22 protein-coding genes, 1 tRNA gene and 2 pseudogenes are annotated in these 25,071 nt (G+C 65.6%); 10 read left to right on the top strand and 15 right to left on the bottom strand.

Annotated elements, in window-relative coordinates:
* Positions 1 to 6 precede the first annotated feature (6 nt).
* Genes EJO66_RS08395 through EJO66_RS08415 form a run of 5 tightly spaced genes read left to right on the top strand, consistent with a single transcriptional unit; the run spans position 7 to position 7,498 of the window.
* Positions 7 to 1,206, top strand: a complete 1,200-nt coding sequence (locus EJO66_RS08395; protein ID WP_125965003.1) for an ABC transporter substrate-binding protein — start codon at positions 7 to 9, stop codon at positions 1,204 to 1,206.
* Positions 1,203 to 2,984, top strand: coding sequence for an AMP-dependent synthetase/ligase (locus EJO66_RS08400; protein ID WP_164547792.1), 1,782 nt, complete (start codon positions 1,203 to 1,205; stop codon positions 2,982 to 2,984). The genes EJO66_RS08395 and EJO66_RS08400 overlap by 4 nt, the downstream gene beginning before the upstream one ends.
* A 3-nt stretch (positions 2,985 to 2,987) precedes the next feature.
* Positions 2,988 to 4,172, top strand: a complete 1,185-nt coding sequence (locus tag EJO66_RS08405; RefSeq protein WP_125965005.1) for an acetyl-CoA C-acyltransferase — start codon at positions 2,988 to 2,990, stop codon at positions 4,170 to 4,172.
* Between the two features lie 16 nt (positions 4,173 to 4,188).
* A complete protein-coding gene (locus EJO66_RS08410; protein ID WP_125965006.1) occupies positions 4,189 to 5,967 on the top strand; it encodes an acyl-CoA dehydrogenase C-terminal domain-containing protein in 1,779 nt (592 codons plus the stop codon).
* A gap of 10 nt (positions 5,968 to 5,977) precedes the next feature.
* Complete coding sequence (locus EJO66_RS08415; protein WP_125965007.1) at positions 5,978 to 7,498, top strand: AMP-binding protein; 1,521 nt, start codon at positions 5,978 to 5,980, stop codon at positions 7,496 to 7,498.
* Positions 7,499 to 7,548: 50 nt separating this feature from the next.
* Here the strand turns inward: EJO66_RS08415 and EJO66_RS08420 are convergent, their stop codons facing one another.
* Together EJO66_RS08420 and EJO66_RS08425 are read right to left on the bottom strand one after the other, a co-directional pair.
* Positions 7,549 to 8,535, bottom strand: coding sequence for an NAD(P)H-dependent flavin oxidoreductase (locus EJO66_RS08420; RefSeq protein WP_124959338.1), 987 nt, complete (start codon positions 8,533 to 8,535; stop codon positions 7,549 to 7,551).
* Between the two features lie 7 nt (positions 8,536 to 8,542).
* Positions 8,543 to 9,283, bottom strand: coding sequence for an SDR family oxidoreductase (locus EJO66_RS08425; RefSeq protein WP_125965008.1), 741 nt, complete (start codon positions 9,281 to 9,283; stop codon positions 8,543 to 8,545).
* 158 nt (positions 9,284 to 9,441) lie between these two features.
* Here EJO66_RS08425 and EJO66_RS08430 point away from each other — a divergent pair, with 158 nt between their 5' ends.
* The 3 genes and pseudogenes from EJO66_RS08430 to EJO66_RS32935 all read left to right on the top strand — a co-directional run.
* Positions 9,442 to 10,035 (top strand): 2-hydroxychromene-2-carboxylate isomerase, encoded by a 594-nt coding sequence (locus EJO66_RS08430; RefSeq protein WP_124959336.1) that lies wholly within the window; start codon positions 9,442 to 9,444, stop codon positions 10,033 to 10,035.
* Positions 10,036 to 10,063: 28 nt separating this feature from the next.
* The gene (locus tag EJO66_RS08435) at positions 10,064 to 11,740 is read left to right on the top strand and encodes an AMP-binding protein (protein WP_125965009.1); all 1,677 of its coding nucleotides are present in this window, start codon (positions 10,064 to 10,066) and stop codon (positions 11,738 to 11,740) included.
* Positions 11,741 to 11,818: 78 nt separating this feature from the next.
* Positions 11,819 to 11,962 (top strand): annotated as a pseudogene (locus tag EJO66_RS32935) (transposase); the annotation flags it as partial.
* 17 nt (positions 11,963 to 11,979) lie between these two features.
* On the opposite strand, the pseudogene EJO66_RS32940 reads toward EJO66_RS32935, so the two are convergent.
* From EJO66_RS32940 to EJO66_RS08500, 12 genes and pseudogenes are all read right to left on the bottom strand, one after another.
* Positions 11,980 to 12,129, bottom strand: a pseudogene (locus tag EJO66_RS32940) (Arm DNA-binding domain-containing protein); the annotation flags it as partial.
* Positions 12,130 to 12,321: 192 nt separating this feature from the next.
* Positions 12,322 to 12,398, bottom strand: a tRNA-Pro gene (locus EJO66_RS08450).
* Positions 12,399 to 12,424: 26 nt separating this feature from the next.
* A complete protein-coding gene (locus EJO66_RS08455; RefSeq protein WP_125965011.1) occupies positions 12,425 to 12,904 on the bottom strand; it encodes a MerR family transcriptional regulator in 480 nt (159 codons plus the stop codon).
* Positions 12,905 to 12,969: 65 nt separating this feature from the next.
* Positions 12,970 to 13,341, bottom strand: coding sequence for an integration host factor subunit alpha (locus tag EJO66_RS08460; RefSeq protein WP_012747012.1), 372 nt, complete (start codon positions 13,339 to 13,341; stop codon positions 12,970 to 12,972).
* Between the two features lie 5 nt (positions 13,342 to 13,346).
* Complete coding sequence (gene pheT, locus EJO66_RS08465; protein ID WP_125965012.1) at positions 13,347 to 15,788, bottom strand: phenylalanine--tRNA ligase subunit beta; 2,442 nt, start codon at positions 15,786 to 15,788, stop codon at positions 13,347 to 13,349.
* A 42-nt stretch (positions 15,789 to 15,830) separates the two neighbouring features.
* The gene (gene pheS / locus EJO66_RS08470; RefSeq protein WP_125965013.1) at positions 15,831 to 16,907 is read right to left on the bottom strand and encodes a phenylalanine--tRNA ligase subunit alpha; all 1,077 of its coding nucleotides are present in this window, start codon (positions 16,905 to 16,907) and stop codon (positions 15,831 to 15,833) included.
* A 113-nt stretch (positions 16,908 to 17,020) separates the two neighbouring features.
* Positions 17,021 to 17,380: a 50S ribosomal protein L20 gene (gene rplT, locus EJO66_RS08475; protein ID WP_012747009.1), complete on the bottom strand. Its 360-nt coding sequence runs from the start codon at positions 17,378 to 17,380 to the stop codon at positions 17,021 to 17,023.
* Positions 17,381 to 17,404: 24 nt separating this feature from the next.
* The gene (gene rpmI, locus EJO66_RS08480; protein WP_007832497.1) at positions 17,405 to 17,608 is read right to left on the bottom strand and encodes a 50S ribosomal protein L35; all 204 of its coding nucleotides are present in this window, start codon (positions 17,606 to 17,608) and stop codon (positions 17,405 to 17,407) included.
* Between the two features lie 169 nt (positions 17,609 to 17,777).
* Positions 17,778 to 18,395 carry a translation initiation factor IF-3 gene (gene infC / locus EJO66_RS08485; RefSeq protein ID WP_124959330.1) on the bottom strand — a complete coding sequence of 206 codons (618 nt, stop codon included), beginning with the start codon at positions 18,393 to 18,395 and terminating at the stop codon, positions 17,778 to 17,780.
* A 105-nt stretch (positions 18,396 to 18,500) separates the two neighbouring features.
* Positions 18,501 to 20,408 carry a threonine--tRNA ligase gene (gene thrS, locus EJO66_RS08490; protein ID WP_125965014.1) on the bottom strand — a complete coding sequence of 636 codons (1,908 nt, stop codon included), beginning with the start codon at positions 20,406 to 20,408 and terminating at the stop codon, positions 18,501 to 18,503.
* Between the two features lie 323 nt (positions 20,409 to 20,731).
* Complete coding sequence (gene aceA / locus EJO66_RS08495) at positions 20,732 to 22,051, bottom strand: isocitrate lyase (protein ID WP_012747006.1); 1,320 nt, start codon at positions 22,049 to 22,051, stop codon at positions 20,732 to 20,734.
* A gap of 247 nt (positions 22,052 to 22,298) precedes the next feature.
* The gene (locus tag EJO66_RS08500) at positions 22,299 to 22,727 is read right to left on the bottom strand and encodes a gamma-glutamylcyclotransferase family protein (RefSeq protein ID WP_240648558.1); all 429 of its coding nucleotides are present in this window, start codon (positions 22,725 to 22,727) and stop codon (positions 22,299 to 22,301) included.
* Positions 22,728 to 22,763: 36 nt separating this feature from the next.
* Here EJO66_RS08500 and EJO66_RS08505 point away from each other — a divergent pair, with 36 nt between their 5' ends.
* A complete protein-coding gene (locus tag EJO66_RS08505; RefSeq protein ID WP_125965016.1) occupies positions 22,764 to 23,690 on the top strand; it encodes a DMT family transporter in 927 nt (308 codons plus the stop codon).
* Positions 23,691 to 23,845: 155 nt separating this feature from the next.
* Positions 23,846 to 24,289, top strand: a complete 444-nt coding sequence (locus EJO66_RS08510; RefSeq protein ID WP_012747003.1) for an SWIB/MDM2 domain-containing protein — start codon at positions 23,846 to 23,848, stop codon at positions 24,287 to 24,289.
* A 26-nt stretch (positions 24,290 to 24,315) separates the two neighbouring features.
* On the opposite strand, the gene EJO66_RS08515 is transcribed toward EJO66_RS08510, so the two are convergent.
* Entirely contained in the window at positions 24,316 to 25,011 is a 696-nt protein-coding gene (locus tag EJO66_RS08515; protein WP_240648547.1) for an AraC family transcriptional regulator, read from the bottom strand.
* Positions 25,012 to 25,071 lie beyond the last annotated feature (60 nt).

Genomic DNA, 25,071 nt, shown 5'->3' on the forward strand with positions numbered 1-25,071 from the left:
CCTGCCATGACACTCGATCGCCGAACCCTCCTGAAGACAAGCCTGGCCGCCGTGGCACCCGGCGCCCTGTGGACCGCAACGTCCGCGCGCGCCGCGGGTGTGGGCGACAAGGAACTCGTGCTGGGCACGCACCTGGACCTTTCCGGACCGGTGGCGATCGGCATGCCCGTGATCCGCAACGGCATCCAGATGCGCATCGACGAGGCCAACGAGGCCGGCGGCATCAACGGCCGCAAGATCCGGCTGGTGATCGAAGACAACGCGAGCCAGCCCTCGCAGGCGGTGCGCGCCGTGGACAAGCTGATCCGCAAGGACGAGGTATTCGCCCTGCTCTGCCCCTTCGGCTCCGGCCCGAACGTGGCCACCGTCAAAAAGGCGGTAGATGCCGGCGTGGTCTGTTTCGCGCCCTACGCAGCCTCTGGCCTGGTGCGCCAGGCGGCCGGGCAGACGCCGCTGCTTTTCACGACCAACCTCAACTACGACAGCACGACCTCGTCTGCCGTCAAGTGGGCTACCGGCAACCTGGGCAGCAAGAAGGTCGGCTTCGTCTACCAGGAAGGGCCCTTCGGCGACCTGGTTGGCAAGGGCGTGAAGGCAGCGCTCGCAGCCAAGGGCATGCCGCTCGCGGCCGAAGCCAGCTACAAGGTCGGCGATCTCGATTTCTCCTCCCACGTCGCGCGCATGCAGGCCGCGGGCGTGGACCTCATCGTCTGCGCGACCACCACGCGCGAGACCATCGCGGTGGCGGCCGAAGTGAAGAAGCTCGGCCTCGCCGGCGTCAACGTGCTGACGGCCAGCCCGGGCCGCGCGGGCCTCACGGTCACCCTCGGCAAGGACGCGATGGAAGGCGTGTACGGCGTCGGCACCTGGCGCATCGCGACGCCCGACCAGGCCACGGCCGCCGAGAAGTCATGGGCCGAGGGCTACCGCAAGCGCTTCAAGGCCGAGCCGGACGACGTGGCTGCTGCCTTCTACGACTACACCAGCTGGTTCCTGCAGGAGGTGCGCAATGCGGGCCGCGACCTGACGACCGACAAGCTGGTGAAGGCGCTCCAGGCATCCACCTTCAAGGGCGTGGCGTCGTACGACACGCAGCGCTTCGCCAACAACCACATCGACCCGGAATGGACCCGGGTCGAGCAGGTCGTGCAGGGCCGCTGGACTGCACGGTCGAGCGTGGTCGATCCGGCCAAGAGCGCCCTGTGATCCACGTGTCGGCATCCCTGGCCGCGGACGAGGCGCGCCTCGCGACGCTGCCCCAGCTGTGGCGTCGCCGCTGCGCCGAATGGGGCGACAGGCCCGCGCTGCGCCACAAGGAGCGCGGCATCTGGCAGGGGCTGTCCTGGGGCGGCTATTTCAGCGAGGCGCGGGCCATCGGGCTGGCCATGGCCGATGCCGGCCTCCAAGCCGGTGAAGTGGTCTCGGTGCTCTCGGACAATCGGCCCCGGTGGCTGGTCGTCGACATGGCGGCGCAGGCCATGGGCTACATCTCCCATGGCATGTACCCGTGCAGCACGGCCGCGCAAGTCGGGCATGCGCTCGCCGAAGCCGGGTCGCACGCGGTCTTCGTGGAAAACGCCGACCAGCTGGTGAAGGTGCTCGCGGTGCGCGACGCGTGCCCCGAACTGCGCCACATCGTGGTGCTCGAGACTCGTGGCCTGCTGCGCTTCACGGACCCGCAGGTCGGTTCCTACGACGAATGGCATGCGCAGGGAACGCAAGCCGCGGCCAGGGAACCGGCACTGTTCGACCACCGAATCGACGCAGGCACCGGCGAGCAGATCGCATTCCTGGCGAGCACGGCCGGCAGCACCGGGCCGGCGCGGCTGGTGGCCCGGCGGCAGCACGACGTCCTGCGGGAAGTGCGCACCATGAGCCACTGGCTCCAGCTGCGCCCGGGGGACCGCGCGCTGTCGATCATGTCCCTGGCGCAGTACGGCGAACGCATGCTGGCACAGAAGGCCATGCTCATGCACGAAACCTTGCTCCACCTGCCGGAGAACGGGGCCACGGTGTTCAACGACATGCTGGAGGTCGAGCCGCACTTTCTGTTTGCAGCGCCGCGCTTCTTCGAAAAGCTGCAAGGCATGACCGAGCTGTTCATGCAGGAAGCCGTGCCTTCTGCCCGCAACGCGTACGCCGCCTGCCTTGCGCCGCGCCCGCCGGGCTGGCTGCAGCGCACGACGCGCGCGCGTATACGTTCGGCCCTGGGCCTTCGCAACGTGCGCGTCGCTCTTGCGAGCGGTGCCTCCAGTCCCGCGCAGGTCGCCGACTGGTTCGATGCCATCGGCGTTCCGATGCTCGACTGCTACGGCATGGCCGAAGCCGGCTTCTGCAGGATCGTTCCCGCCAGCAGCTCGCAGGTGACTGCGTCCGCCCCCATCGAAACAGGCGCGCAGCTCAAGCTCGCGCCCGACGGCGAAGTGCTGGTGCGCGGCCCGGTCTCGCGCCCGGCCTATTGGGTGCGCGGAGAACCGGGCGCTGCCGCATCCCTTGCGGACGGCTGGCTGCGCACCGGCGACCTGGGGCGTGTCGACGAACACGGCCGCTTGCACCTGCTGGGCCGCGTGCGCGCGCGAGCCGTCGGCGCGGGAGACGAACACATCAGCCCGGAGATTGCGGAAGACGCGTTCCGGCTCAGTGCCTACATCGCGGATGCGATCGTCGTGCCGGCGGAAGACGGGCATTCGGCCGCGCTGCTCGCCCTCGACGAAGAGCGGATCAGAAAGCATGCGCAGCAGCACCGGCTGCCCTTCACCGACTACGCCAGCCTGCTCGGCCTGCCCGAGATCACCGCGCTCATTGCGGCGCAGGTGGAGATCGCAAACGGGCGATTGCCCGAGAACCATCGCGTGCGCACGATCCGCGTCATCCCGCGCTCGCTGCACCAGGGCGACGAAGAACTCACGCCCGCGCTGCGGCTGAACCGCAGCGTCGTCGCGAGCCGCTACGCCCACCTTTTCACCGAACCCCTTGGAGTCTGATTCATGAGAGAAGCCGTCATTGTTTCCACCGCGCGCACGGGCATCGGCCGCGCGTTCCGCGGCGCATTGAACAACATCAAGTCGCCCACCCTGATGGGCCATGCGATCCAGCACGCTGTTCAGCGCGCAGGCATCAACCCCGGGGAAGTGGAGGACGTGGTCATCGGCAGCGCCATGGCCGCCGGCACCGCCGGTATGAACATCGGACGCCTCGCGGCGCTCGCGGCGGGACTGCCGCAGTCGGTGCCGGGCCAGACGATGGACCGGCAATGCGCCTCGGGGCTGATGGCCATCGCGACGGCGGCCAAGCAGATCATCGTCGACGGCATGGACGTGACCGTGGGCGGGGGCCAGGAGAACATCTCCGCCGTGCAGAACCCCTTCGTGAAGTGGGTGGGCGAAGAGGCCGACCCGCTGCTCATCGCGCGCGTGCAGCACGCCTACATCCCGATGCTGAACACGGCCGAGATCGTGGCGAAGAAATACGGCATCTCGCGCGAGGCGCAGGACGAATATTCCGCGCAAGCCCAGCGCCGCACCGCGCTGGCGCAGGAGCGCCACCTGTTCGACGACGAGATCGTGCCGATCGCGGCGCGCATGGCCGTGGCCGACAAAGAGACAGGCACGGTCAGCTTGCGCGACGTGACCCTGGATCGCGACGAAGGCAACCGCCCCGACACCACGTTCGAAGGCCTTTCCAAGCTGAAGCCCGTCATCGAAGGCGGCGTCATCACGGCCGGCAACTCGAGCCAGCTGTCGGATGGCGCATCGGCCTGCGTGCTGGTGGAGCGCACGGTCGCCGAGCGCCGCGGGCTCAAGCCGCTGGGCATCTACCGCGGCATCGCGGTCGCCGGCCTTGCGCCCGAGGAGATGGGCATCGGCCCGGTCCTGGCGGTGCCCAAGCTGCTGAAGACCCACGGGCTCAAGGTGAGCGACATCGGCCTCTGGGAACTGAACGAGGCCTTTGCCTGCCAGGTGCTGTACTCGCGCGAACGGCTGGGCATCGATCCCGGCAAGCTGAACGTCAACGGCGGCGGCATCACCATCGGACACCCCTACGGCATGACCGGCTCGCGGCTGGTGGGACATGCGCTCATCGAAGGCAGGCGGCGCGGCGCACGCTTCGTCGTGGTGACGATGTGCGTCGGCGGCGGCATGGGTGCCGCGGGCCTGTTCGAAGTGGCCTGACGCAAGGAGCAGCACCATGACGTATCAGATCCCTCTGCGTGACATTCAATTCGTATTGCATGAGCTGCTCCAGGTGCCGGCCATGCTGGAGGACTGCGGTCAGCCGGAGCTCGATGCCGGGACCATCGACCAGGTGCTCGCCGCAGCCGGCCAGTTCGCCTCCGAGGTGATCGCGCCGCTCAACGCGCCGGGCGATGCGCACGGTTGCAGCATGCCCTCGCCCGGCGTGGTGCAGACGCCGCCGGGCTTCAAGAAGGCCTATGACGAGTTCACGAAGAACGGCTGGGCCGGCCTCGCGTGCAGCCCCGAGTTCGGCGGCCAGGGCTTCCCTTCGGTCGTGGCCAATGCGGTCTACGAAGTCTTCGGCGGCGCGAACATGGCGTGGGCCTCCTACCCCGGCATGTCGCATGCCACCTATGTGAACGTGTCGGCCAACGGATCGGAGGAACAGAAGGCGCTCTACCTGCCGAAGATCGCCTCGGGCGAGTGGGCCGGCACCATGTGCCTGACCGAGCCCAATGCGGGCACCGACCTGGGCCTGATGCGCACCCGCGCCGTGGCGCAGCCCGACGGCAGCTACAGCATCACCGGCAGCAAGATCTTCATCTCGGGCGGCGAGCAGGACCTGACCGGCAACATCATGCACCTGGTGCTCGCGCGCATCACCGATGCGCCGCCCGGCGTGAAGGGCATCTCTCTTTTCATCGTGCCGAAGTTCATTCCCGATGCGAACGGCGCGGCGGGCGCACGCAATGGGGTGGTCTGCGGCTCCATCGAGCACAAGCTGGGCATCCACGGAAATTCGACCTGCACCATCAACTTCGACGGTGCGACCGGCTGGCTGCTGGGTGCACCCAACAAGGGGTTGGCGGGCATGTTCGTGCAGATGAACCACATGCGCGTGCTGGTCGGCATGATCGCCATCGGCCTGATGGAAGCGGCCTACCAGAAGGCCCTGGCCTATGCGAAGGATCGCCTGCAGGGCCGCACCAGCGGAGCGAGATCGTCCAGTGAGGTGGCGGATCCGATCATCGGGCATGCCGACGTGCGCCGCATGCTGCTCACCCAGAAGGCGAACATCGAGGGCGCGCGCGCCCTGGCGCTGTGGACCGCGCAGCTGAGCGATCTCCAGCGCCTTCATCCCGACCCCGCGAGGCGCAACGAGACGGCCGAACTGCTCGGCCTCCTGACCCCGCTCGTGAAGGCGCTGTCGAGTGACCTCGCGGTGGAAGGCACGCTGCTCGCCATGCAGGTGTTCGGCGGGCACGGCTACATCCGCGAGAACGGCGTGGAGCAGCACCTGCGCGACGTGCGCATCGTGGGCCTGTACGAGGGAACGAACGGCGTGCAGGCCATGGACCTTCTCGGGCGCAAGGTGCTGGCCGATCGGGGCCGGCAGATGGGCGCCTTCCTGGACATGGCCGGCGCATTCGCCGAGACCTGCGGCCCCCGCGAGGCGATGCGCGAATTCGCGGAGCCGCTCGCCGCACTGGCTGCCGACATCAGGCAGCTGACCAGCGAGCTCGTGGCCACGTCGGCGCACGACCCGCATGCGGCAGGCGCCGCGGCCGCGCCCTACCTGCGGCTGGTCGGGCATCTGGCGCTCGCCTGGACCTGGGCGAGGATGGCCGAGGTCGCGTTCAGGAACGCCGGCTCCACCGACCCGATCTATGCATCGAAGATCGCCACGGCCCGCTTCTACTTCCAGCGGCTGCTGCCGCAGACAGCGGCGCTGTGCGGCGAGATCCGGGCTGGTTCGTCGGCACTGATGGAGCCGGCCGTCGAGCTGCTCTGACAGGGGCGGCATGCACCACCTGAGCCACTTCGCACGGATCACGCCCGACAAGGTGGCCGTGCGGTTTCTCGAATCCGGCGAGGCGTTCAGCTTTTCGCAGCTCGAGCGCGAAGCGAACCGCGCGGCCAACGCCTTGCTGCGGCTCGGCCTGGAGCGCAACGGCTGCATCGTCCTGTGCATCGAGAACTCGCCCGACCTGCTCTTGCTTGCGCTCGGCGCGCAGCGCATCGGGCTTTATTACGTGCTGGCCTCGACGCGGCTGTCGGCTTCGGATTTCTCGTACATCACCAGGGACTCGACGGCGTCGGTTGCCATCGTATCGTCGGCCTGCATGAGCGCCGACGCCGCCTCGTCGCTGGACCTCGGCGGCGCACGGCGCATCGGTATCGGCTTTGCGGATTCGGCCATGGAACGCTGGGAGACGCACTTTCTCGCTGCGCCGGACGGCCTGCCGCCCATGCCCGCGCCAGGCCGCGAAATGCTGTATTCATCGGGCACAACCGGCCGGCCCAAGGGCGTGCGCAAGCCGCCCTTCGAGGGTGCCTTCGATGCGGTCGACAACCGCAACGCCGCGGTGGCGCGGTCGTTCGCGCTCGACGCCTCCTCGGTCTACCTGTCCACGTCGCCGCTCTATCACAGCGCACCCAACCGGTTCCTGTCGGCAGCCATCCATGCGGGCGCCACCAGCATCGTGATGGCGAAGTTCGATGCCGAGCGCGCGCTCGCCGCCATCGGGCAGTTCGGATGCACGCATTCGCTCTGGGTGCCGACCATGTTCCACCGCCTGCTGCGCCTCGATACGGAGGTACGCAACCGCTACAGCACCGCCTCCATGACCCATGCGGTCCACGGCGCGGCGCCCTGCCCGGTCCACGTCAAGCAGGCGATGATCGACTGGTGGGGGCCGGTCCTGCATGAGTACTACTCGGGCACGGAGGGCATTGGCGCCACGGCCATCAGCTCGCGCGAATGGCTCCAGCACAAGGGCTCGGTCGGGCGCGCGACCGATGGCATCCTGCACATCCTGGACGACGCTGGCCGCGAGCTGCCGCCGGGCGAAACCGGGAACGTTCATTTCGAGAGCGACGCGCAGTTCGCGTACTGGAACGACCCTGCCAAGACCCGTGCGGCGACGAGTCCGCAGGGATGGCGCTCCTTCGGCGACATCGGCCATCTCGACAGCGATGGCTATCTCTACCTGACCGACCGCAAGGACTTCGTCATCGTCTCGGGCGGGGTCAACATCTATCCGCAGGAGATCGAGGACGTGCTGCTGCAGGACCCCCGTGTCGCCGACGCCGCGGTCTTCGGGGTGCCGAACGACGAGTACGGTGAAGAGATCAAGGCAGTCATCCAGCCGGCGCGTCCGGACTTCGCGGGCCCGGCCGTCGCGGAGGCGCTGAAGGCCCGCTGCCGCGAGCTACTCGGCTCGCTCAAGGTGCCGAGAAGCATCGATTTCGAGTCCGACTTTCCTCGGCACGCGACCGGCAAGCTCTACAAGAAGTTGTTGCGCGAACGCTACCTGGCCTAGAGGGTGTGAGTCGCCGGCCCGCTTCGCAGCGAGCCAGTGAATGTCCAAGGCTAGGCCAGCGCAGGCTCCAGGAAACCGGCGAGCCGCTGAACGATCAGCTGCTCGGCCTCTTCCATGATGCGATCGATGAGTTCCTGCACCGTCGGAATGTCGTTGATCAGGCCGACCACCATGCCGCAACTCCACGCGCCGGCATCCATCTCGCCTTGCAGCATCACGCGCGGGTAGACCCCCGCGACCTGGTCGATGATGTCCTCGAACTTGAGATCGGCTCCTTTTTCCTTCTCGATCCGGATCAGCTGCTCGACCGATGAATTGGTCAGCACGCGCTCCGTGTTGCGCAGCCCCCGCATCACCAGCCGCGTGTCCAGCTCGGTGGCCGCCACAATGGCGTCCTTCACGTTCTGGTGGATCGGCGCTTCCTGCGTGGCCACGAAGCGCGTGCCCATGTTCATGCCCTCCGCGCCCAGTGCCAGCGCCGCCACCAGGCTGCGCGCATCGGCCATGCCGCCGGAGGCGACGAACGGAATCTTCAGCTCCTCGGCCGCGCGCGGCAGCAGGATCATGTTCGGCAGGTCGTCCTCGCCCGGGTGGCCGCCGCACTCGAAACCATCCACGCTCACGGCGTCGCATCCGATCGCTTCAGCCTTCAGCGCGTGCCGCACCGAGGTGCACTTGTGGATCACCTTGATGCCCACCTTCTTGAACGCGGGCATGTAGGCCTCGGGGCTGCGCCCCGCCGTCTCGACGATGCGAACGCCGCCTTCGGCAATGGCCGCGATGTACTCGGGGTATGGCGGCGACGACAGGGTCGGCAGGAACGTGAGGTTCACGCCGAAGGGCTGGTCTGTCATCTCGCGGCAGCGGCTGATTTCCTTGGCCAGGAGCTCGGGTGTCCGTTGCGTGAGGCCCGTGATGAGCCCGAGCCCGCCGGCGTTGGACACGGCCGCGGCCAGCTCAGCGAAGCCGACATAGTGCATGCCGCCCTGGATGATCGGGTGGCGGATGCCGAAGAGTTCAGTGATGCGTGTTTTCATGTGTCTTTCACCAGGTTTCCATGTAGGGGCGCAGGTCCATCTCGAAGGTCCAGGCGTCTCGAGGCTGGGTGTGCAGGTACCAGTAGTTCTCCGCGATGTGCTCGGGGTTCAGGATGCCGCCCTGCTCTTTCAGCGCGTAGCGTTCAGGGAAGTTGCTGCGGATGAACTCCGTATCGATCGCGCCATCGACCACGATGTGGGCCACGTGGATGCCGCGCGGGCCGAGTTCGCGCGCCATGCTCTGGGCCAGGGCGCGCAGCGAATGCTTGGCCCCCGCAAAGGCCGCGAAATTCGCCGAGCCGCGGATGCCGGCCGTCGCGCCGGTGAAGAGAATCGTGCCACGCCCACGTACGACCATCCTGCGGGCAGCCTCGCGCGCATTCAGGAAGGCGCTGAAGGCGGCCATCTCCCAAATCTTCATGTACTTGCGCCCCGTCTCCTCCAGGATGCTGCTGGGCACGTTGGCGCCGATGTTGAACACCATCACCTCGATCGGGCCGCGCTCCTTCTCGATCAGGTCGATGAGGGCGACAACGTCGTCCTCCTTGCGCGCATCGCTGCCGTAGCCGAACGCCTGGCCGCCGGCCGCGCGAATGCGCTCGACGGCGGGCTCCAGTTTGTCGGCCGATCGCCGCGTCAGGCATGCGACGTAGCCCTCGCGAGCGAAGCGCGCGCCGATCGCGCTGCCGGTGGCGTCGCCCGCGCCGACGACGAGAGCCACGCCGCGGTGGTTGGCTGATGGGTCCATACGGTCTCCTTTAAAAAACGTTCGTTAAGTCATTGCACGTTAATTGTTGAACGTTCGTTTGTCAATCGCAGAAAAACCCAGTGAAACCCCGTTGACGGGACTCCACTAATCACATAGCGTCCGTTTATCAAACGTTCGTTAACTTAAAGGAGTCATGAATGCGCAAGTCGGTTGATTTTTTCTTCGATGTCGGCAGCCCCTCGTCGTACCTGGCGTGGACGCAGTTGCCTGGCCTGTGCGCGAGCCACGGCGCCGAGCTCGTCTACCGTCCGATGCTGCTGGGCGGCGTCTACCAGGCCACCGGCAACGCCTCGCCGGCCACCATCCCCGTCAAGGGGCGCTATACACAGATGGATTACGAGCGCCACGCGCGCCGGTATGGCGTGCCGTTCCAGGGCAATCCGCACTTCCCGGTCATCACGCTGTTCCTCATGCGCGCGGTCACCGGCATTCAGCTGCGCCGCCCCGAGCAGCTGCAGCAACTGCTCGGCTGCGTGTTCAAGGCACTCTGGATCGACGCGCTCAACCTGAACGATGCGCAACTCACGGCCCGCATCCTGACCGAAGGCGGATTCGATCCTGCGGAGATCGAGCGCCTGACGCAGGATCCCGAGACCAAGGCCGCCCTGAAGGCCGCGACGCAAGAAGCAGTCGAGCGCGGCGTGTTCGGCGCACCCACGCTTTTCGTCGGCGACCAGATGTTCTTCGGACAGGACCGGATGGATTTCGTGCGCGAAGCGCTGCAGTCCTGAGCCCCGCCAACCACACGAAGGAGATCCCATGGAACACCGACTCTGGCATGCCGCCTATCCCGCAGGGCTTCCGCGCGACGTCATCCTCGACGAGCAAGAGACTCTCGTCACCCTTCTGGAACGCGCGTTCACGAAGCATGCCGCCAGGACGGCCGTGACCTGCGCCGGCGAGTCGCTGACCTTCGCCCAGGTCGAGCATGCGTCGGCGCTCGTTGCGCGCGCACTGCAGGCGGCCGGTCTCCAGCGCGGCGACAGGGTGGCCCTGCTGCTGCACAACAATCTCATCTACCCCGTGGCTTTGGCCGCCATCCTGCGCGCGGGCATGGTGGGGGTGACCATGAACCCGCTCTACACGGCACGCGAGCTGGCGTACCAGCTGGCCGATTCGGGGGCCTCCGCACTGGTGGCTGCCGAGCCGTTCATGGGTGTGGTCACCGAGGTCCTCGGCCAGACACAGGTTCGGTATGTCATGACCGTGCCGATGCAAGAGGTGAAGCAAGCATTGTTCGCGACGGCCAGCGATGCGAGTGCGACTGTCTTGAGCGATGGCCCCCGCGTCGTCAGCTTGCGCGACGCGACCGCCGCGCTGCCGGACGCCGACTTCGCCAGCGAGCAGATGCGCCCGTCCGACCTGGCCTTTCTCCAGTACACCGGCGGCACGACAGGTGTTTCCAAGGGCGCTTGTTTGACACACCGTAGCGTGCTTGCCAGCTCACTGCAGATGCGGTCATGGCTGGGATTGGCACTCGACATCGACAATTTCGAGATCGTGACGCCGCTGCCGCTGTATCACATCTTTCCGCTCGGGACGACTCTGACGGCCCTTGCCAGCGGCGCCCACAATCGCTTGGTCGTCAACCCGCGCGACGCCCAGGCGCTTTGCGCCGAGCTCAAGCGGGCGCCTTTCGACATGCTTATCGGCGTCAACACGATGTTCAATGCCATGGTGACGTTGCCCGAGCTATCCGGCATCGACTTCTCCCGCTGCAACGTGGTCATCGGCGCCGGCGCCTCGATCCAGGCGGCCGTCGCAGCCAAGTGGGTTGCAGCCGGCGGCCCGCCCATCACCGAAGCCTACGGGCTTACCGAAACATCGCCCAGCGTCACCTTCAATGCGCCGGGGCGCAACGGCACCATCGGTGCGCCTGTGCCCTCGACCGACGTTCTGATCGTCGACGACGCTGGCGACCCAGTGCCGCTCGGCACGCCCGGCGAGTTGCTGATCAAGGGGCCGCAGGTCTTCGCGGGCTACTGGAACCGCGAAGACGAGACGCGCAGGTCTTTCACGCAAGACGGCTGGTTCCGGACCGGGGACATCGTCACCATGGATGCAAAAGGTTTGATGTACATCGTCGACCGGAAGAAGGACATGATCCTGGTCTCCGGCTTCAATGTCTACCCGAACGAAATCGAAGGCGTGGTCGCCATGCACCCGGACGTGCTCGAATGCGCGTGCGTCGGGGTACCCGACGAGCGCTCGGCGGAGGCCCCTCATCTCTTCGTCGTCCGACGCGTACCTGGGCTGGGGGCGGAAGAGTTGGAAGCGCATTGCCGCAAGCTCCTTGCCGCATACAAGGTGCCTCGCCACATCACTTTCCTCGAGTCGCTGCCCAAATCAGCAGTGGGGAAAATTCTGCGCAAAGAACTGAGGCCAATTTCCAACAGCGCCACCGACGCGGCACCCAAGGTTGAGGTCGGCAGATGAGTAGCTGAATCGACGTGTGTACGCGGCTTTTTTTCGGTCAGAGGTCGGTGGAATCCAGCAGTGCAGGACTCGGCCGATGCAGCGCGGGCGCAATGGCGCTCGGTGGCTGATCAGCTCCGAGACAAGTTCCCAAAGCTCGGCTCGCTGACGGACGACGCGGAGAACGACGTGCTGGCCTTCATGACCTTCCCACGAGCGCACTGGACGCAGATCTACACCACGGAATGGAACGCGACCTTCTCTACTCCCTCGATCCTGAACTTCCAGAACCATCGGCGAGAACCCGAAGCTGAGACTTCCAGATAGAGGCCGCCTGCGTCGGCGTAGCGGGCCCGCTTGCGATCAGGCGGACAGGAGGCGTTACGGCATGCGGCATCGGTCAACGGCATGGGGTACATCCAGGGGGTGGGGGTACAAAACCACCGTTCCGAGGGGTTCAGGCGGTTTGTCCCCCCTTTTGTCCCCCCACTTGGCACTGGCAGTCACCGGATTTCAGTGTATGCCTCCGGACACGATTCGCCAATTTCCCCAATGAAAAAGGGCGTCCGGAGGATGATTCCGGACGCCCTTGGACGTTTTGTTGGTCGGTGTGAAAGGATTCGAACCTTCGACCCCTTGCACCCCATGCAAGTGCGCTACCAGGCTGCGCCACACACCGAAGCTCTCAATTATAGCCGGCGGAAATCACCGTCCGATGGTCAGCAGCTCACGAATTTCAAAAAGCTCGCGTCGCAGGTGCAGCAGCTGCGACGGATCGACCCTGCGAGCCGCTGCCTTGGACTCGGCCACGGGGCTGGTCTTGTCTTCTTCCTGGTGGATGGCCGCGTCGAACTCTTCCTGGTCGATCTCGACGGCCTCCATGCCCTCGAGCGGCACCACGCCGGCCTTGCGGCGGTCGCGTTCACCCTGCACGAGTTCTTGCAGTTTGTTGCGCGCGCCGCTGATGGTGAAGCCCTGGTCGTAGAGCAGGTCGCGGATGCGGCGGATCATGAGCACCTCGTGGTGCTGGTAGTAGCGCCGGTTGCCGCGCCGCTTCATGGGCCGCAGTTGCGTGAACTCCTGCTCCCAATAGCGCAGCACGTGCGGCTTGACGCCGCAAAGCTCGCCCACCTCACCAATGGTGAAGTAGCGTTTGACGGGAATGGGCGGGAGCGTTTTCTCCATTGAAATCAAGACCGTGCGCGGGAAACCTTAGAGATTACTCTACGCACGCGCAGGGCACCAAGCACTTATTCGGCGCCCAGGCTCCACTCGACCTCGGAAGTGCCGCTCTGCTCGATGCTTCCGTGGATTTGTTCCTTGAGCTTGGCGCTCGCATGGAAGGTGGCGACGCGGCGCTCGCCGATGGGAATGGCCTCGCCGGTGCGCGGGTTGCGGCCCGGCCGCGGCGCCTTCACGCGGATCTGGAAGTTGCCGAAGCCGGAGATCTTGACGTCGGTGCCCTCGATCAGGCTGTTGGCGATGAGGTCGAAAAACGCCTCGACCATGTCCTTGGACTCGCGCTTGTTGAGGCCGATCTGCTCGAACAGCAGATCGGCCAGGTGCGCCTTGGTGAGTGCGGGCGTTTCGAGGGCTTCGAGCGTGAATTCCGCAGCGTTCATTCTCATCAACCTCTCAGGCGTGCGCCGAGCTTGGCGCTCAATTGTTCGACGATGGCGCGCACGGCCGGTTCCACCTGCTCGTCGGTCAGCGTGGCGCTGTCGTCCTGGAAGCTGAGGCGAACCGCCATGCTCTTTTCTCCCTGCGCCAGGCCGCCCGATGCCGGCACCGCACCGTCGCGCACGGGTTGCGGACGGTAGATGTCGAACAGCGTGGCGTCGCGCAGCAGCCCCTTGCCCGCTGCCGCCGATTGAATGGCCTGCATCAACGCATTGTGCGTGACGGCTTCGGCCACCACCACCGCAATATCGCGCTCCACGGCCTGGTGCTTGGGCACCGGCCGCGCCACGGGCACAGGGCGCGCGGCAACGGCGTCGAGGTCGAGCTCGAACAGCACCGGCGCCAGCGCGAAGTCCCACTTCTGGCGCCAGCGCGGATGCAGTTCGCCGATGAAGCCGATGGCCTTGCCGTCGACCAGCACGCGCGCCGAGCGGCCGGGGTGCAGGGCCGGATGCTCGGCCGGCTCGAAGCTGGGCACCCGCGGTGCGAGCAGTGCTTCGACGTCGCCCTTGGCATCGTAGAAGTCGACGCGCTGCGGCTTGCCGTCCCAGCGCGCTTCTTCCGCATCGCCCCAGGCAAGGCCGGCCACGCGCATGGGCTGGTCGACGCCGCGCACGGTGCTGTCGGTGGTGGCCACGCTGTCGTCGCGCATGAACACGCGGCCCACTTCGAACACGCGCACGCGCGGTGCCTTGCGGTCGAGGTTGAACTTGAGCACCTGCAGCAGCGAGCCGAGCAAGGACGAACGCATCACGCTCATCTGGCTGGCAATGGGGTTGAGGAGCTTCACCGGCTTGGCATTGCCGGCGAGGTCCTGCTCCCAGTGCGCCTCGACGAAGCTGAAGTTGATGGTTTCCTGGTAGCCGAGCGCCGCCAGGCTGCGGCGCACCGCGAAGCGGCTGCGCCGGGCCTCGGGCCGCACGCGCGCGGTGATGGGCGCGAGCGGCGCGTTGGTCGGCAGGTTGTTGAAGCCGATCAGGCGCGCGACCTCTTCGATCAGGTCTTCCTCGATCAGCAGGTCGAAGCGGTGCGGCGGCGGCGTGACGGTCAGCGTGCCCTCGCCTTCGCGCAGCACAAAGCCGAGGCGGCGCAGCGCGTCGGCGCATTGCGCCTGCGTGAGCGGCATGCCGATGACGCGCGCCGCACGCGCCACGCGCAGCGTGACGGGCATGGCTTCGGGCACGTTCAGGATCTTGTCGTCCATGGCGCCGGCCTGGCCGCCGCAGATCTCGATGATCAGCTGCGTGATGCGCTCGATGATTTCCACCGTGCGGCTCGGATCGACGCCGCGCTCGTAGCGATGCCCCGCATCGGTCGAGAAGTTGAAGCGGCGCGAGCGCCCCTGGACGGCTTCGGGCCACCAGAACGCAGCCTCGACGTAGATGTTGCGCGTGCCGTCGGACACCGAGGTGGCATCGCCGCCCATGATGCCGGCGAGCGATTCGACGGCCTGGTCGTCGGCAATCACGCCGACCTTGTCGTCCACGCCGATGGTGTTGCCGTTCAGCAGCTTGAGCTGCTCGCCCGCCTTGCCCCAGCGCACCGTGAGGCCGCCGTGGATCTTGTCGAGGTCGAAGATGTGGCTGGGCTGGCCGTACTCGAACATGACGTAGTTCGAGATGTCGACCAGCGGCGTCACGCTGCGCTGGCCGCAGCGCGCCAAACGATCGACCATCCAGGCCGGCGTGGCCACCTGGGTGTTCACGCCGCGCACGATGCGGCCCGAAAAACGGCCGCAGAGCTCGGGCGCTTCCACCTTGACCGGCAGCACGTCGGCAAACGACGCGGCCACCGGTGCGATGGCGGGTGTCTTGAGCGGCGCACCGGTCAACGCCGCGAGCTCGCGCGCAACGCCGTACACGCTCAGGCCATGCGCGAGGTTGGGCGTGAGCTTGAGCGTGAGCAAAGCGTCGTCGAGCTTGAGCACGTCGCGCACGTCGGCGCCAATGGGTGCGTCGGCATCGAGTTCGAGCAGGCCGCCGTGGTCTTCGCTGAGCTTCAGCTCGCGCGCCGAGCACAGCATGCCCTGGCTCTCGACACCGCGCAGCTTGCCGAGCTTGATGAGAAAGGGCTTGCCGTCTTCACCGGGCGGCAGTTCGGCGCCGACCAGCGCGCAGGGCACCTTGATGCCGACGCGCGCATTGGGTGCGCCGCACACGATGTTGAGCAAGGCACCCTGCCCCGCGTCGACTTGGCACACGCGCAGGCGGTCGGCGTTGGGGTGCTGCACGGCTTCCTTGATTTCGCCGACCACGATGCGGCTGAAGGGCGGCGCCACGGGGCGGCGCTCTTCGACCTCGAAACCGCCCATGGTGAGCGTTTCGGCCAGCTCGGCGCTGCCGAGGGGCGGATTGCAGAACTCGCGCAGCCAGGATTCCGGGAATTGCATCTCTTCGATCTCGTATTCGTATTTATTGCTGTGGACGGGTGCTTACTGGAACTGCGAGAGAAAGCGCAAGTCGCCGTCGAAGAACAGCCGCAGGTCGTTCACGCCGTAGCGCAGCATGGTGAGCCGGTCGGGGCCCATGCCAAAGGCAAAGCCGATGTAGCGCTCGGGATCCAGCCCCATGTTGCGCACCACGTTCGGATGCACCTGGCCCGAGCCCGCAACCTCGAGCCAGCGGCCGGCCAGCGGGCCGCTCGCAAACTGGATGTCGATCTCCGCGCTGGGCTCGGTGAACGGGAAGAAGCTCGGACGGAAACGCAGCACGAGGTCGTCGCTTTCGAAGAAGGTGCGGCAGAAGTCGGTGAACACGACCTTCAGGTCCTTGAAGCTCACGTTCTCGCCGAGCCACAGGCCTTCGCACTGGTGGAACATGGGCGAGTGCGTGGCGTCGCTGTCGACGCGGTAGGTGCGGCCCGGCGCGATCACGCGGATCTCGGGCGCCTTGACGGTGCCGGTGGTGTCGGCCGCGGCCGCCGCGAATTCGGCAGCGTACTTCTTGATGTGCTGGTGCGCATAGCGCACCTGCATCGGGCTGGTGTGCGGACGCAGGTTGTAGGGAATGCCGTCGTCGCCGTTCAGGTCGACATAGAAGGTGTCCTGCATCGAACGCGCCGGATGGTTCGGCGGGTTGTTGAGCGAGGTGAAGCTGTGCCAGTCGCTCTCGATCTCGGGGCCGTCGGCCACGTCGAAGCCCATGCTCGAGAAGATCTCCTCGATGCGCTCCAGCGTGCGGCTCACGGGGTGCAGCCCCCCAGGAATGCGGCGGCGGCCGGGCAGGCTCACGTCGAGCGCCTCGGCGCGCAGCTGCAGCGAAAGCTCTTCGTCGGCGAGCTGCTGGCGGCGTTCGGTCAGCGCGGCTTCGATGGCCTGCTTGGCCACGTTGATGGCGGCGCCGCGCGACTTCTTCTCGTCGACGCTGAGCGCGGCCATGCCCTTCATCAGCTCGGTGATGCGGCCCGACTTGCCGAGGAACTGGGCCTTGGCGTTTTCGAGCTCGGCGGGCGTTTTCGCTTCGGCGAAGGCGGCGCGGGCGGTGTCGACAAGGGAGTCCAACTCGTTCATAGCAACAAAAATTAGGCGGGGAAATAAAAAAAGAGCTGGAGCCTTTTCAAGCGCCAGCCCTTGTGTCGTGGGCGCAGGAAGCCGCCCGAAGGCGGCACCCCTGCTGTGCAGAATCAAGCAGCCAGCTTGGCCTTGACCTGCTCCACGATGCCGGCAAAAGCGGCCTTGTCGTGCACTGCGATGTCCGCAAGCATCTTGCGGTCGATCTCGATCCCGGCCTTGCGGATGCCGTTTGCGAACTGGCTGTAGGTCAGGCCCAGTTCACGCGAGGCGGCGTTGATACGCGCGATCCACAGTTGACGGAACACGCGCTTCTTGGTGCGACGGTCACGGTAGGCATATTGCCCAGCCTTCATCACCGCCTGTTTGGCGATGCGGAAGACATTGCCGCGGCGACCGCGGAAACCCTTGGCGAGTGCGAGAACTTTCTTGTGGCGGGCGCGAGCCGTTACACCACGTTTGACGCGAGGCATGTGTGTACTCCTTGTTCGTCTGAGTTAGATGCCACGGCCGGGCAGCATGGCGGCGACAGAAACCATGTTGGTCTCATGCACTGCGACTGCACCACGCAGGTGACGCTTGTTCTTGGTGGTCTTCTTCGTCAAGATGTGACGCTTGAAGGCTTGACCGCGCTTGACGGTGCCACCGGGACGAACGCGGAAACGTTTTTTCGCGCTGCTCTTGGTCTTCATTTTGGGCATGTGAATGCTCCTTTAGTTTGTGCTCGTGAGGCGCCGCGGATACTCCACGGACTTGTTGGCCCCGAGACACTTCTTTATTCCGCCCCTGCCCGCCCTTCTTGCGAAGCGCCGGCAACGGCGAAATTCTTCGAACCCTGCTATCTCTCTACCTGCCGCCGTGGCAGCCTTTTCAGGCCGCCGCGGGCGCCGAAGCTTCCGAAGAAGCCGGCTTTGCGGCACCACCGCCGCCCGGCTTCTTGCGGCCCGGCGCGATCATCATGATCATCTGCCGGCCTTCGAGCTTGGGAAACTGCTCCACGACGATCAGGTCGCCCAGCTCATCGCGGATTCGCTGCAGCAACGCCAGACCGAGCTCCTGGTGCGTGATCTCGCGGCCGCGGAAGCGCAGCGTGATCTTGCATTTGTCGCCCTCTTCAAGAAAGCGCTTGATGTTGCGCATCTTGATGTTGTAGTCGCCGTCGTCGGTACCGGGGCGGAACTTGATTTCCTTGACCTCGATGACCTTCTGCTTCGACTTGGCCTCGGCCGCCTTCTTCTGCTCGTGGTACTTGAACTTGCCGTACTCGATCAGACGGCACACGGGCGGATTGGCCGCGGCAACGACCTCTACCAGATCCACGTCAGCCTCACCGGCGAGGCGCAAGGCCTCGGAGAGACTCATAACACCCAATGGCTCGTTTTCCGGGCCTACAAGGCGGACTTCCGGGGCCATGATTTCCCGGTTCAGGCGGTGTTGGCGTTCCTCGCGGTGGCGGCGGTCGCGAAATGCAGTAGCGATGGTCAGAATCCTTCAAAAATTGCTACAAAATCTGTAGCGGAAGCCGGGTCAGTCCTCGCGGACAAGCGGCATGATTTGGGCGAGAAGCACATATGAGGGCGCTTCCGGGACAAATCAACGCTTGTCAGCAACATCCTGGACGAGCCGTTGCACGAACGATTCGAGGGACATTGCACCGAGGTCTTGATTGCCCCGGGCGCGCACTGCGACGGCACCAGCTTCCTTCTCTTTGTCGCCCACGACAAGGATGTAGGGAAGCTTTTGCAACGAATGCTTGCGTATTTTATACGTAATCTTCTCGTTGTGCAGATCCAGCTGGACCCTAAGCCCTTGATTCTGCAGCGTTTTCGCCACTGAAGCGGCGTAGTCGGCCTGTCCTTCGCTGATGTTGAGCACCGCCACCTGCACCGGAGCGAGCCATGCGGGCAGCGCGCCGGCATGGTGTTCGATCAGCATGCCGATGAAGCGCTCGAGGCTGCCGACGATGGCGCGGTGCAGCATGACCGGGTGCGCGCGGCCGCTCGTTTCCGTGACGTACTCGCCGCCCAGGCGCTCGGCCGTGTTGAAGTCGACCTGCATCGTGCCGCACTGCCACTGGCGGCCGAGCGCGTCCTTCAGCGTGTATTCGATCTTGGGGCCGTAGAAGGCACCGTCGCCGGGCGAGATGATGAAGTCGACGCCCGAACGGCGCAGCGCCTCCATCACCGCGTGCTCGGCCTTGTCCCAGAGCTCGTCGGAGCCCACGCGGTTGTCGGGCCGCGTGGCCACCTTGTAGAGGATGTCCGTGAAGCCGAAGTCGGCATAGACCTTCTGCAGTTGCGCCGTGTAGGCCACGCACTCTTCGAGGATCTGGTCTTCCGTGCAGAAGATGTGGCCGTCGTCCTGCGTGAAGCCGCGCACGCGCATGATGCCGTGCAGCGCGCCGCTGGGCTCGTTGCGGTGGCACTGGCCGAATTCGCCGTAGCGCAGCGGCAGGTCGCGGTAGCTGCGCAGGTCGCTCTTGAAGATCAGCACATGGCCCGGGCAGTTCATCGGCTTGAGCGCGTATTCGCGCTTTTCCGACTCCGTCGTGAACATGTTGTCGCGGTAGTTCTGCCAGTGGCCCGTCTTCTCCCACAGGCTCTTGTCGAGGATCTGCGGCCCCTTCACTTCCCAGTAGCCCGTGTCGCGGTAGATGCCGCGCATGTACTGCTCCACCGCCTGCCACAGGGCCCAGCCCTTGGGGTGCCAGAACACCACGCCCGGCGCCACTTCGTCGATGTGGAAGAGGTCCAGCTCCTTGCCCAGCTTGCGGTGGTCGCGCTTCTCGGCCTCCTCGATGCGCTGGATGTACTGGTCGAGCTGCTTCTTGTCGGCCCAGGCCGTGCCGTAGATGCGCTGCAGCTGCTCGTTCTTGGCGTCGCCGCGCCAGTAGGCGCCGGCGAGCTTCGTGAGCTTGAAGACCTTCAGGAAGCGCGTGTTCGGCACGTGCGGGCCGCGGCACATGTCGACGTATTCCTGGTGGTAGTACAGCCCCATGGCCTGCTCGTCGGGCATGTCCTCGACGAGGCGCAGCTTGTAGTCCTCGCCGCGCGACTTGAAGACCTCGATGACTTCGGCGCGCGGCGTCATCTTCTTGACCACGTCGTAGTCCTGCGCAATGAGCTCGCGCATGCGCGCCTCGATGGCGGCCATGTCCTCGGGCGTGAAGGGGCGCTCGAAGGAGATGTCGTAGTAGAAGCCCTCCTCGATCACGGGCCCGATGACCATCTTGGCCGCCGGATAGAGCTGCTTCACGGCGTGGCCGACCAGGTGGGCCGTCGAGTGGCGGATGATTTCCAGGCCCTCGTCGTCCCTGGGCGTGATGATCTGGAGCCTGGCGTCGCGGTCGATGACGTCGCTGGCATCGACGAGCTTGCCGTCGACCTTGCCGGCCACCGTCATCTTGGCGAGCCCGGGTCCGATGGACTGGGCAACTTCGGCCACCGAAACCGGGCCGGGGAACTCGCGGCGCGAGTTGTCGGGAAGCGTGATCTGGATCATGGAAAACCTCGGGCGAAAAACAAAAAGCGCGGTGACTGGCCGCGCTTTGCTTGGGATGAGAGCTGGAAGAAACCAGCGAGCGCGGGCTACCGGCCCTTTTCTTCGGAGACGAAGAAAAAGCCGCTGAATCCTTGCGGAGTAGTTCGCGGTGTCATAACCAAGGTGCCTTTCTCGCTCTTGTTGGGTGCAGAGGCCGCAATTCTATCCGCTGCCCGCCGGGCCCATCGGCGCGAGGTCTTGGCGGGCGCCGGCAAAAAAAAGCCCGGCGCTCGGCCGGGCTCGAAGGTGACAGCGAATCGTCTTGTACTGGCGTATTCAGCGGATCAGTGGAACTGCTCTTCCTCGGTCGAGCCGGTCAGCGCCGTGACGCTGGACTTGCCGCCCTGGATGACCGTGGTCACCTCGTCGAAGTAGCCGGTGCCCACTTCCTGCTGGTGCGACACGAAGGTGTAACCGCGATCGCGCGCCGCGAACTCGGGCTCCTGCACCTTCTCGACGTAGGCCGACATGCCGCGCTGCACGTAGTCTTGCGCCAGGTCGAACATGTTGAACCACATCGAGTGGATGCCGGCCAGCGTGATGAACTGGTACTTGTAGCCCATGGCGCCGAGTTCCTTCTGGAACTTGGCAATGGTCGCGTCGTCGAGGTTCTTCTTCCAGTTGAAGGACGGCGAGCAGTTGTAGGCCAGCATCTTGCCGGGGTGCACCTTGTGGACTGCGTCGGCAAACCGCTTGGCGAACTCGAGGTCGGGCGTGCCGGTTTCGCACCACACCAGGTCGGCGTAGTGGGCGTAGGCGATGGCGCGGCTGATGGCCTGGTCGATGCCCTTCTTCGTCTTGTAGAAGCCTTCGGCGGTGCGTTCACCGGTGAGGAAAGGCTTGTCGTTCTCGTCGTAGTCGCTGGTGATGAGGTCGGCGGCTTCAGCGTCGGTGCGGGCAATCACGAGCGTCGGCGTGCCGCAGACGTCGGCGGCCATGCGCGCGGCGATGAGCTTCTGCACGGCCTCGGTGGTGGGCACGAGCACCTTGCCGCCCATGTGGCCGCACTTCTTGACCGAGGCGAGCTGGTCTTCGAAGTGCACGCCGCCGGCGCCGGCCTTGATCATGGCCTTCATGAGTTCGAAGCCGTTCAGCACGCCGCCGAAGCCGGCTTCGGCGTCAGCGACGATGGGCGCGAAGTAGTCGACATAGCCCTTGTCGCCGGGGTTCACGTTCTTGGACCACTGGATTTCGTCCGCGCGGCGGAAGGTGTTGTTGATGCGCTCGACCACGGTCGGCACCGAGTCCACCGGGTACAGCGACTGGTCGGGGTACATCGACGAGTAGGTGTTGGCGTCCGCTGCAACCTGCCAGCCCGACAGGTAGATCGCCTTCACGCCGGCCTTCACCTGCTGCATGGCCTGGCCGCCCGTGAGCGCGCCGAGGCAATTGACGTAGGGCTCGTTGTTCACCAGCTCCCAGAGCTTCTCGGCGCCGCGGCGCGCGAGCGTGTGCTCGATGGGGAAGGAGCCGCGAAGGCGAACCACGTCGGCCGCGCTGTAGCCGCGCTTGATGCCCTTCCAGCGGGGGTTGGTGGCCCATTCTTTCTCGAGGGCGGCAATTTGCTGTTCGCGGCTCAATTGTTCGGTGAGGGTCTGGGGCATGGTCACTCCGTGAGGTTGATTGAAAGGATCGGGCGCTGCGGCCGTAGAGCTACTCTAAACCGAAGTCAGACTCTTATGTCTTATAGAAGACATATTTTTAATCCATACAAATCAATAACTTATGCAGACATTTCTCAATGCAAAATTATTTTTCTCATATTGAGAAAAAATATTGCGCCGCAGCAGCCACTCTTTTCGCAATGTGCAATCAATCTTTCAGGCGTGAAAACCGAGCACCGAGAACGTCTCATCTGGCCGCGGCATGCGCCATCCAGTCGCCACTGTCGATCACCTCACGCCCTTCGATGCGCGACGGGTGGATCTCGTAGACCAGGCATTCGAAGCGCTGCGCGCCCGCTTCCACGACCACGTGGCGGCGGATGTACTCGCCGCAGCCGTCGTCGGTGACGCCTTCGAGCCGGTCGAGCTCGGCCTCCACCCGGGGCGCGATGCGGTAGATCTCGCCGACGACGCGCCGCTGCCCGCCGAGCACCGCGCCGGGATAGGCGCCCAGGTCGTACAGCGTGGCGGCAATGCTTGCGTCGGCCACGCGGACCGGCGCGGGCCAATAGCGAGCGATGTCGTTGCGCCCGCCGCGGCGCAGGGTGCCGTAGACAAAGACGTGGCGCTGCGCGCTTGCGTCCGGCGCGCCATCGGGCTCGGGGGATTGGGGCATCATCGAATCCATCGTTGCAACAAGCCGTCCAGTCTATTGAACACCGCTGCTCCCGCCAGCCGCCTGCTGGCCTATGGTTGCCTGGCCCTGAGCATGTCGCTCGTCGGCGGCTACGTCGCCCTTTCCAAGCCGCTGGTGGCGGCCTTCCCCGTGCTGCTGCTTGCCTGGCTGCGCTTCGGCATCGCGGCGCTGGCCATGCCGCACTGGCTGCGGCGCGCACCGGGCGAGCCGCCGATGAGCGCACGCACGCGCGGGCTGGTCTTTCTCGAATCGTTCCTCGGCAACTTCCTGTTCTCGATCTGCATGCTGTTCGGCGTGAGCCTGACGAGCGCGGTGTCAGCCGGCGTGATCATGGCTTCCATCCCGGCGGCCGTGGCGGTCGCGAGCTGGCTCTTCCTGCGCGAGCGCATCACGGTGCGCATCGGCCTGGCCATCGGCTGCGCTGCGATCGGCATCGGCCTGCTGGCGCTTGCGCCGGCGCATGCACCCGCAGCGGGCAACAACGGCGCCGCTTCGCCTTCGATGCCCTGGCTCGGCAACCTGCTCGTCTTCTGCGCGGTGCTTTGCGAAACCGCCTACGCGGTGATCGGCAAGTCGCTCACCGGCCGCCTCGGCCCCAAGCGGATCTCCTCGCTCATCAACCTCTGGGGCTTCGTGCTGTCGATGCCCTTCGGCATCTGGTTCGCACTGCAGTTCGACTTCACGGCGGTGCGCCTGGGCACCTGGGCACTGCTCGTGGCCTATGCGCTTGCAGCGAGCATCTGGACCGTGTGGCTCTGGATGACCGGATTGCGCCATGTGCCCGCTGCGCAGGCCGGTGTTTTTGCCGTGATGCTGCCCGTGAGCGCGGCCCTCGTGGGCGTGCTGGTGCTCGGCGAAAGCCTCTCCGCGGCGCAGCTGCTTGCGTTCGCTCTCGCACTCGTTGGCGTGGTGCTGGCGACCTGGCCCACACGCCGAAGCTGAAAACCGCGGGTTCTCCCCTCTGAAAAAACAACAACTCCCAATGAAAAAAGCTCTTTTTCCCTTGGAAACGCGTTTTTTCTCCTTTAGCATCCGCAATGCCACTGGAGACGCAAGTTTTTCATTGGTGACTGTTTAACCAAAAAAGGAAATCAACCATGGCAACTGCAAAGAAGGCTCCGGCCAAGAAAGCTCCGGCAAAGAAGGCCGCTCCCGCAAAGAAGGCTGCGGCTCCTGCGAAGAAGGCCGCACCGGCCAAGAAGGCTGCTCCCGCAAAGAAGGCTGCGGCTCCTGCGAAGAAGGCTGCACCGGCGAAGAAGGCTCCTGCAAAGAAGGCCGCACCCGCCAAGAAGCGCACGCCCAACGCCGCGTTCATGAAGGCCCTGACCCCCAGCCCGGCACTTGCCGCCGTTGTGGGCTCGACGCCTCTGCCGCGCACCGCAGTCGTGAGCAAGCTGTGGGACTACATCAAGAAGAACAACCTGCAGGACAAGGCCAACAAGCGCAACATCAACGCCGACGCCAAGCTGAAGGAAATCTTCGGCAAGCCGCAAGTGTCGATGTTCGAATTGGCCGCGCTGATCGGCAAGCACGTCAAGTAAGCGCTCAGGGGCCTCACGCTCCCGCATCAAAAAGCCGGCTCATGCCGGCTTTTTTTTGCCTGCGGCAACGTCGCAGCTTCCTCGAAGAAGCGCGCCGGCGTGCAGCCGAAGTTCTTGCGAAAGGTCTCGATGAAGGCGCTCACCGAGCTGTAGCCGACCGTCAATGCAGCGGCCGTGACCGATTCGCCGAGGCTCAGCAGCTCGATGGCCTTCAGCAGGCGCGCCTGCTGCCGCCACTGTACAAAGCTCAATCCGGTCTCGCGGGCGAAGCGGCGCGTGAGCGTGCGGCGCGCCATGCCGATGCGATCCGCCCATTGGTCGATGGTGTCGGACACCGCTGGATCGTTCGCAAGCGCCGCGGCCATCGCCGCCAGGCGCTCGTCGTGCGGCATCGGCAGATGGAGCGACGGCGTTGCGCACGCGGCGAGTTCGTCGATCAGCACGGCGGCAAGGCGCACGCGCCGTTCTTCGAAAACTGCCTGCGAAGCATCGAGCGATGCCAGCCGATCGACCAGTGCCTGGATCAGCGGCGTCGTGGCGAACACGTGCGGACCGCCTGGCCGGCCCGCCGCCATCGACGGGTCGACGTGCAGGCTCCACCCCGTGGTGGCACTGAAGCTCTGCGCCGCATGCGCGCAGCGCGGTGCGATCCAGCCGATCCACCCGGGCGGCTGCACCCAGCGCCCCGACGGCGTCTCGATGACCTGCAAGCCCTCGCGCAAGGGGCGAACAGCTGCCCGGTCTCGTGCGCGTGATAGCCGGTGGCGCGCGGCCCCTCCGAG

Source organism: Variovorax beijingensis, assembly GCF_003951285.1.
In the GTDB taxonomy this organism is placed as follows: domain Bacteria; phylum Pseudomonadota; class Gammaproteobacteria; order Burkholderiales; family Burkholderiaceae_C; genus Variovorax; species Variovorax beijingensis.

Bases quoted from the DNA above. Each gene is read 5' to 3' on its own strand.
- rpmI (WP_007832497.1), bottom strand. From the start codon at position 17,608: ATGCCCAAAATGAAGACCAAGAGCAGCGCGAAAAAACGTTTCCGCGTT.
- EJO66_RS08425 (WP_125965008.1), bottom strand. From the start codon at position 9,283: ATGGACCCATCAGCCAACCACCGCGGCGTGGCTCTCGTCGTCGGCGCG.
- thrS (WP_125965014.1), bottom strand. From the start codon at position 20,408: ATGATCCAGATCACGCTTCCCGACAACTCGCGCCGCGAGTTCCCCGGC.
- EJO66_RS08420 (WP_124959338.1), bottom strand. From the start codon at position 8,535: ATGAAAACACGCATCACTGAACTCTTCGGCATCCGCCACCCGATCATC.
- EJO66_RS08405 (WP_125965005.1), top strand. From the start codon at position 2,988: ATGAGAGAAGCCGTCATTGTTTCCACCGCGCGCACGGGCATCGGCCGC.
- EJO66_RS08415 (WP_125965007.1), top strand. From the start codon at position 5,978: ATGCACCACCTGAGCCACTTCGCACGGATCACGCCCGACAAGGTGGCC.
- pheS (WP_125965013.1), bottom strand. From the start codon at position 16,907: ATGAACGAGTTGGACTCCCTTGTCGACACCGCCCGCGCCGCCTTCGCC.
- rplT (WP_012747009.1), bottom strand. From the start codon at position 17,380: ATGCCTCGCGTCAAACGTGGTGTAACGGCTCGCGCCCGCCACAAGAAA.
- pheT (WP_125965012.1), bottom strand. From the start codon at position 15,788: ATGCAATTCCCGGAATCCTGGCTGCGCGAGTTCTGCAATCCGCCCCTC.
- EJO66_RS08460 (WP_012747012.1), bottom strand. From the start codon at position 13,341: ATGAACGCTGCGGAATTCACGCTCGAAGCCCTCGAAACGCCCGCACTC.
- EJO66_RS08395 (WP_125965003.1), top strand. From the start codon at position 7: ATGACACTCGATCGCCGAACCCTCCTGAAGACAAGCCTGGCCGCCGTG.
- EJO66_RS08435 (WP_125965009.1), top strand. From the start codon at position 10,064: ATGGAACACCGACTCTGGCATGCCGCCTATCCCGCAGGGCTTCCGCGC.
- aceA (WP_012747006.1), bottom strand. From the start codon at position 22,051: ATGCCCCAGACCCTCACCGAACAATTGAGCCGCGAACAGCAAATTGCC.
- EJO66_RS08500 (WP_240648558.1), bottom strand. From the start codon at position 22,727: ATGCCCCAATCCCCCGAGCCCGATGGCGCGCCGGACGCAAGCGCGCAG.
- EJO66_RS08410 (WP_125965006.1), top strand. From the start codon at position 4,189: ATGACGTATCAGATCCCTCTGCGTGACATTCAATTCGTATTGCATGAG.
- EJO66_RS08430 (WP_124959336.1), top strand. From the start codon at position 9,442: ATGCGCAAGTCGGTTGATTTTTTCTTCGATGTCGGCAGCCCCTCGTCG.
- EJO66_RS08455 (WP_125965011.1), bottom strand. From the start codon at position 12,904: ATGGAGAAAACGCTCCCGCCCATTCCCGTCAAACGCTACTTCACCATT.
- EJO66_RS08510 (WP_012747003.1), top strand. From the start codon at position 23,846: ATGGCAACTGCAAAGAAGGCTCCGGCCAAGAAAGCTCCGGCAAAGAAG.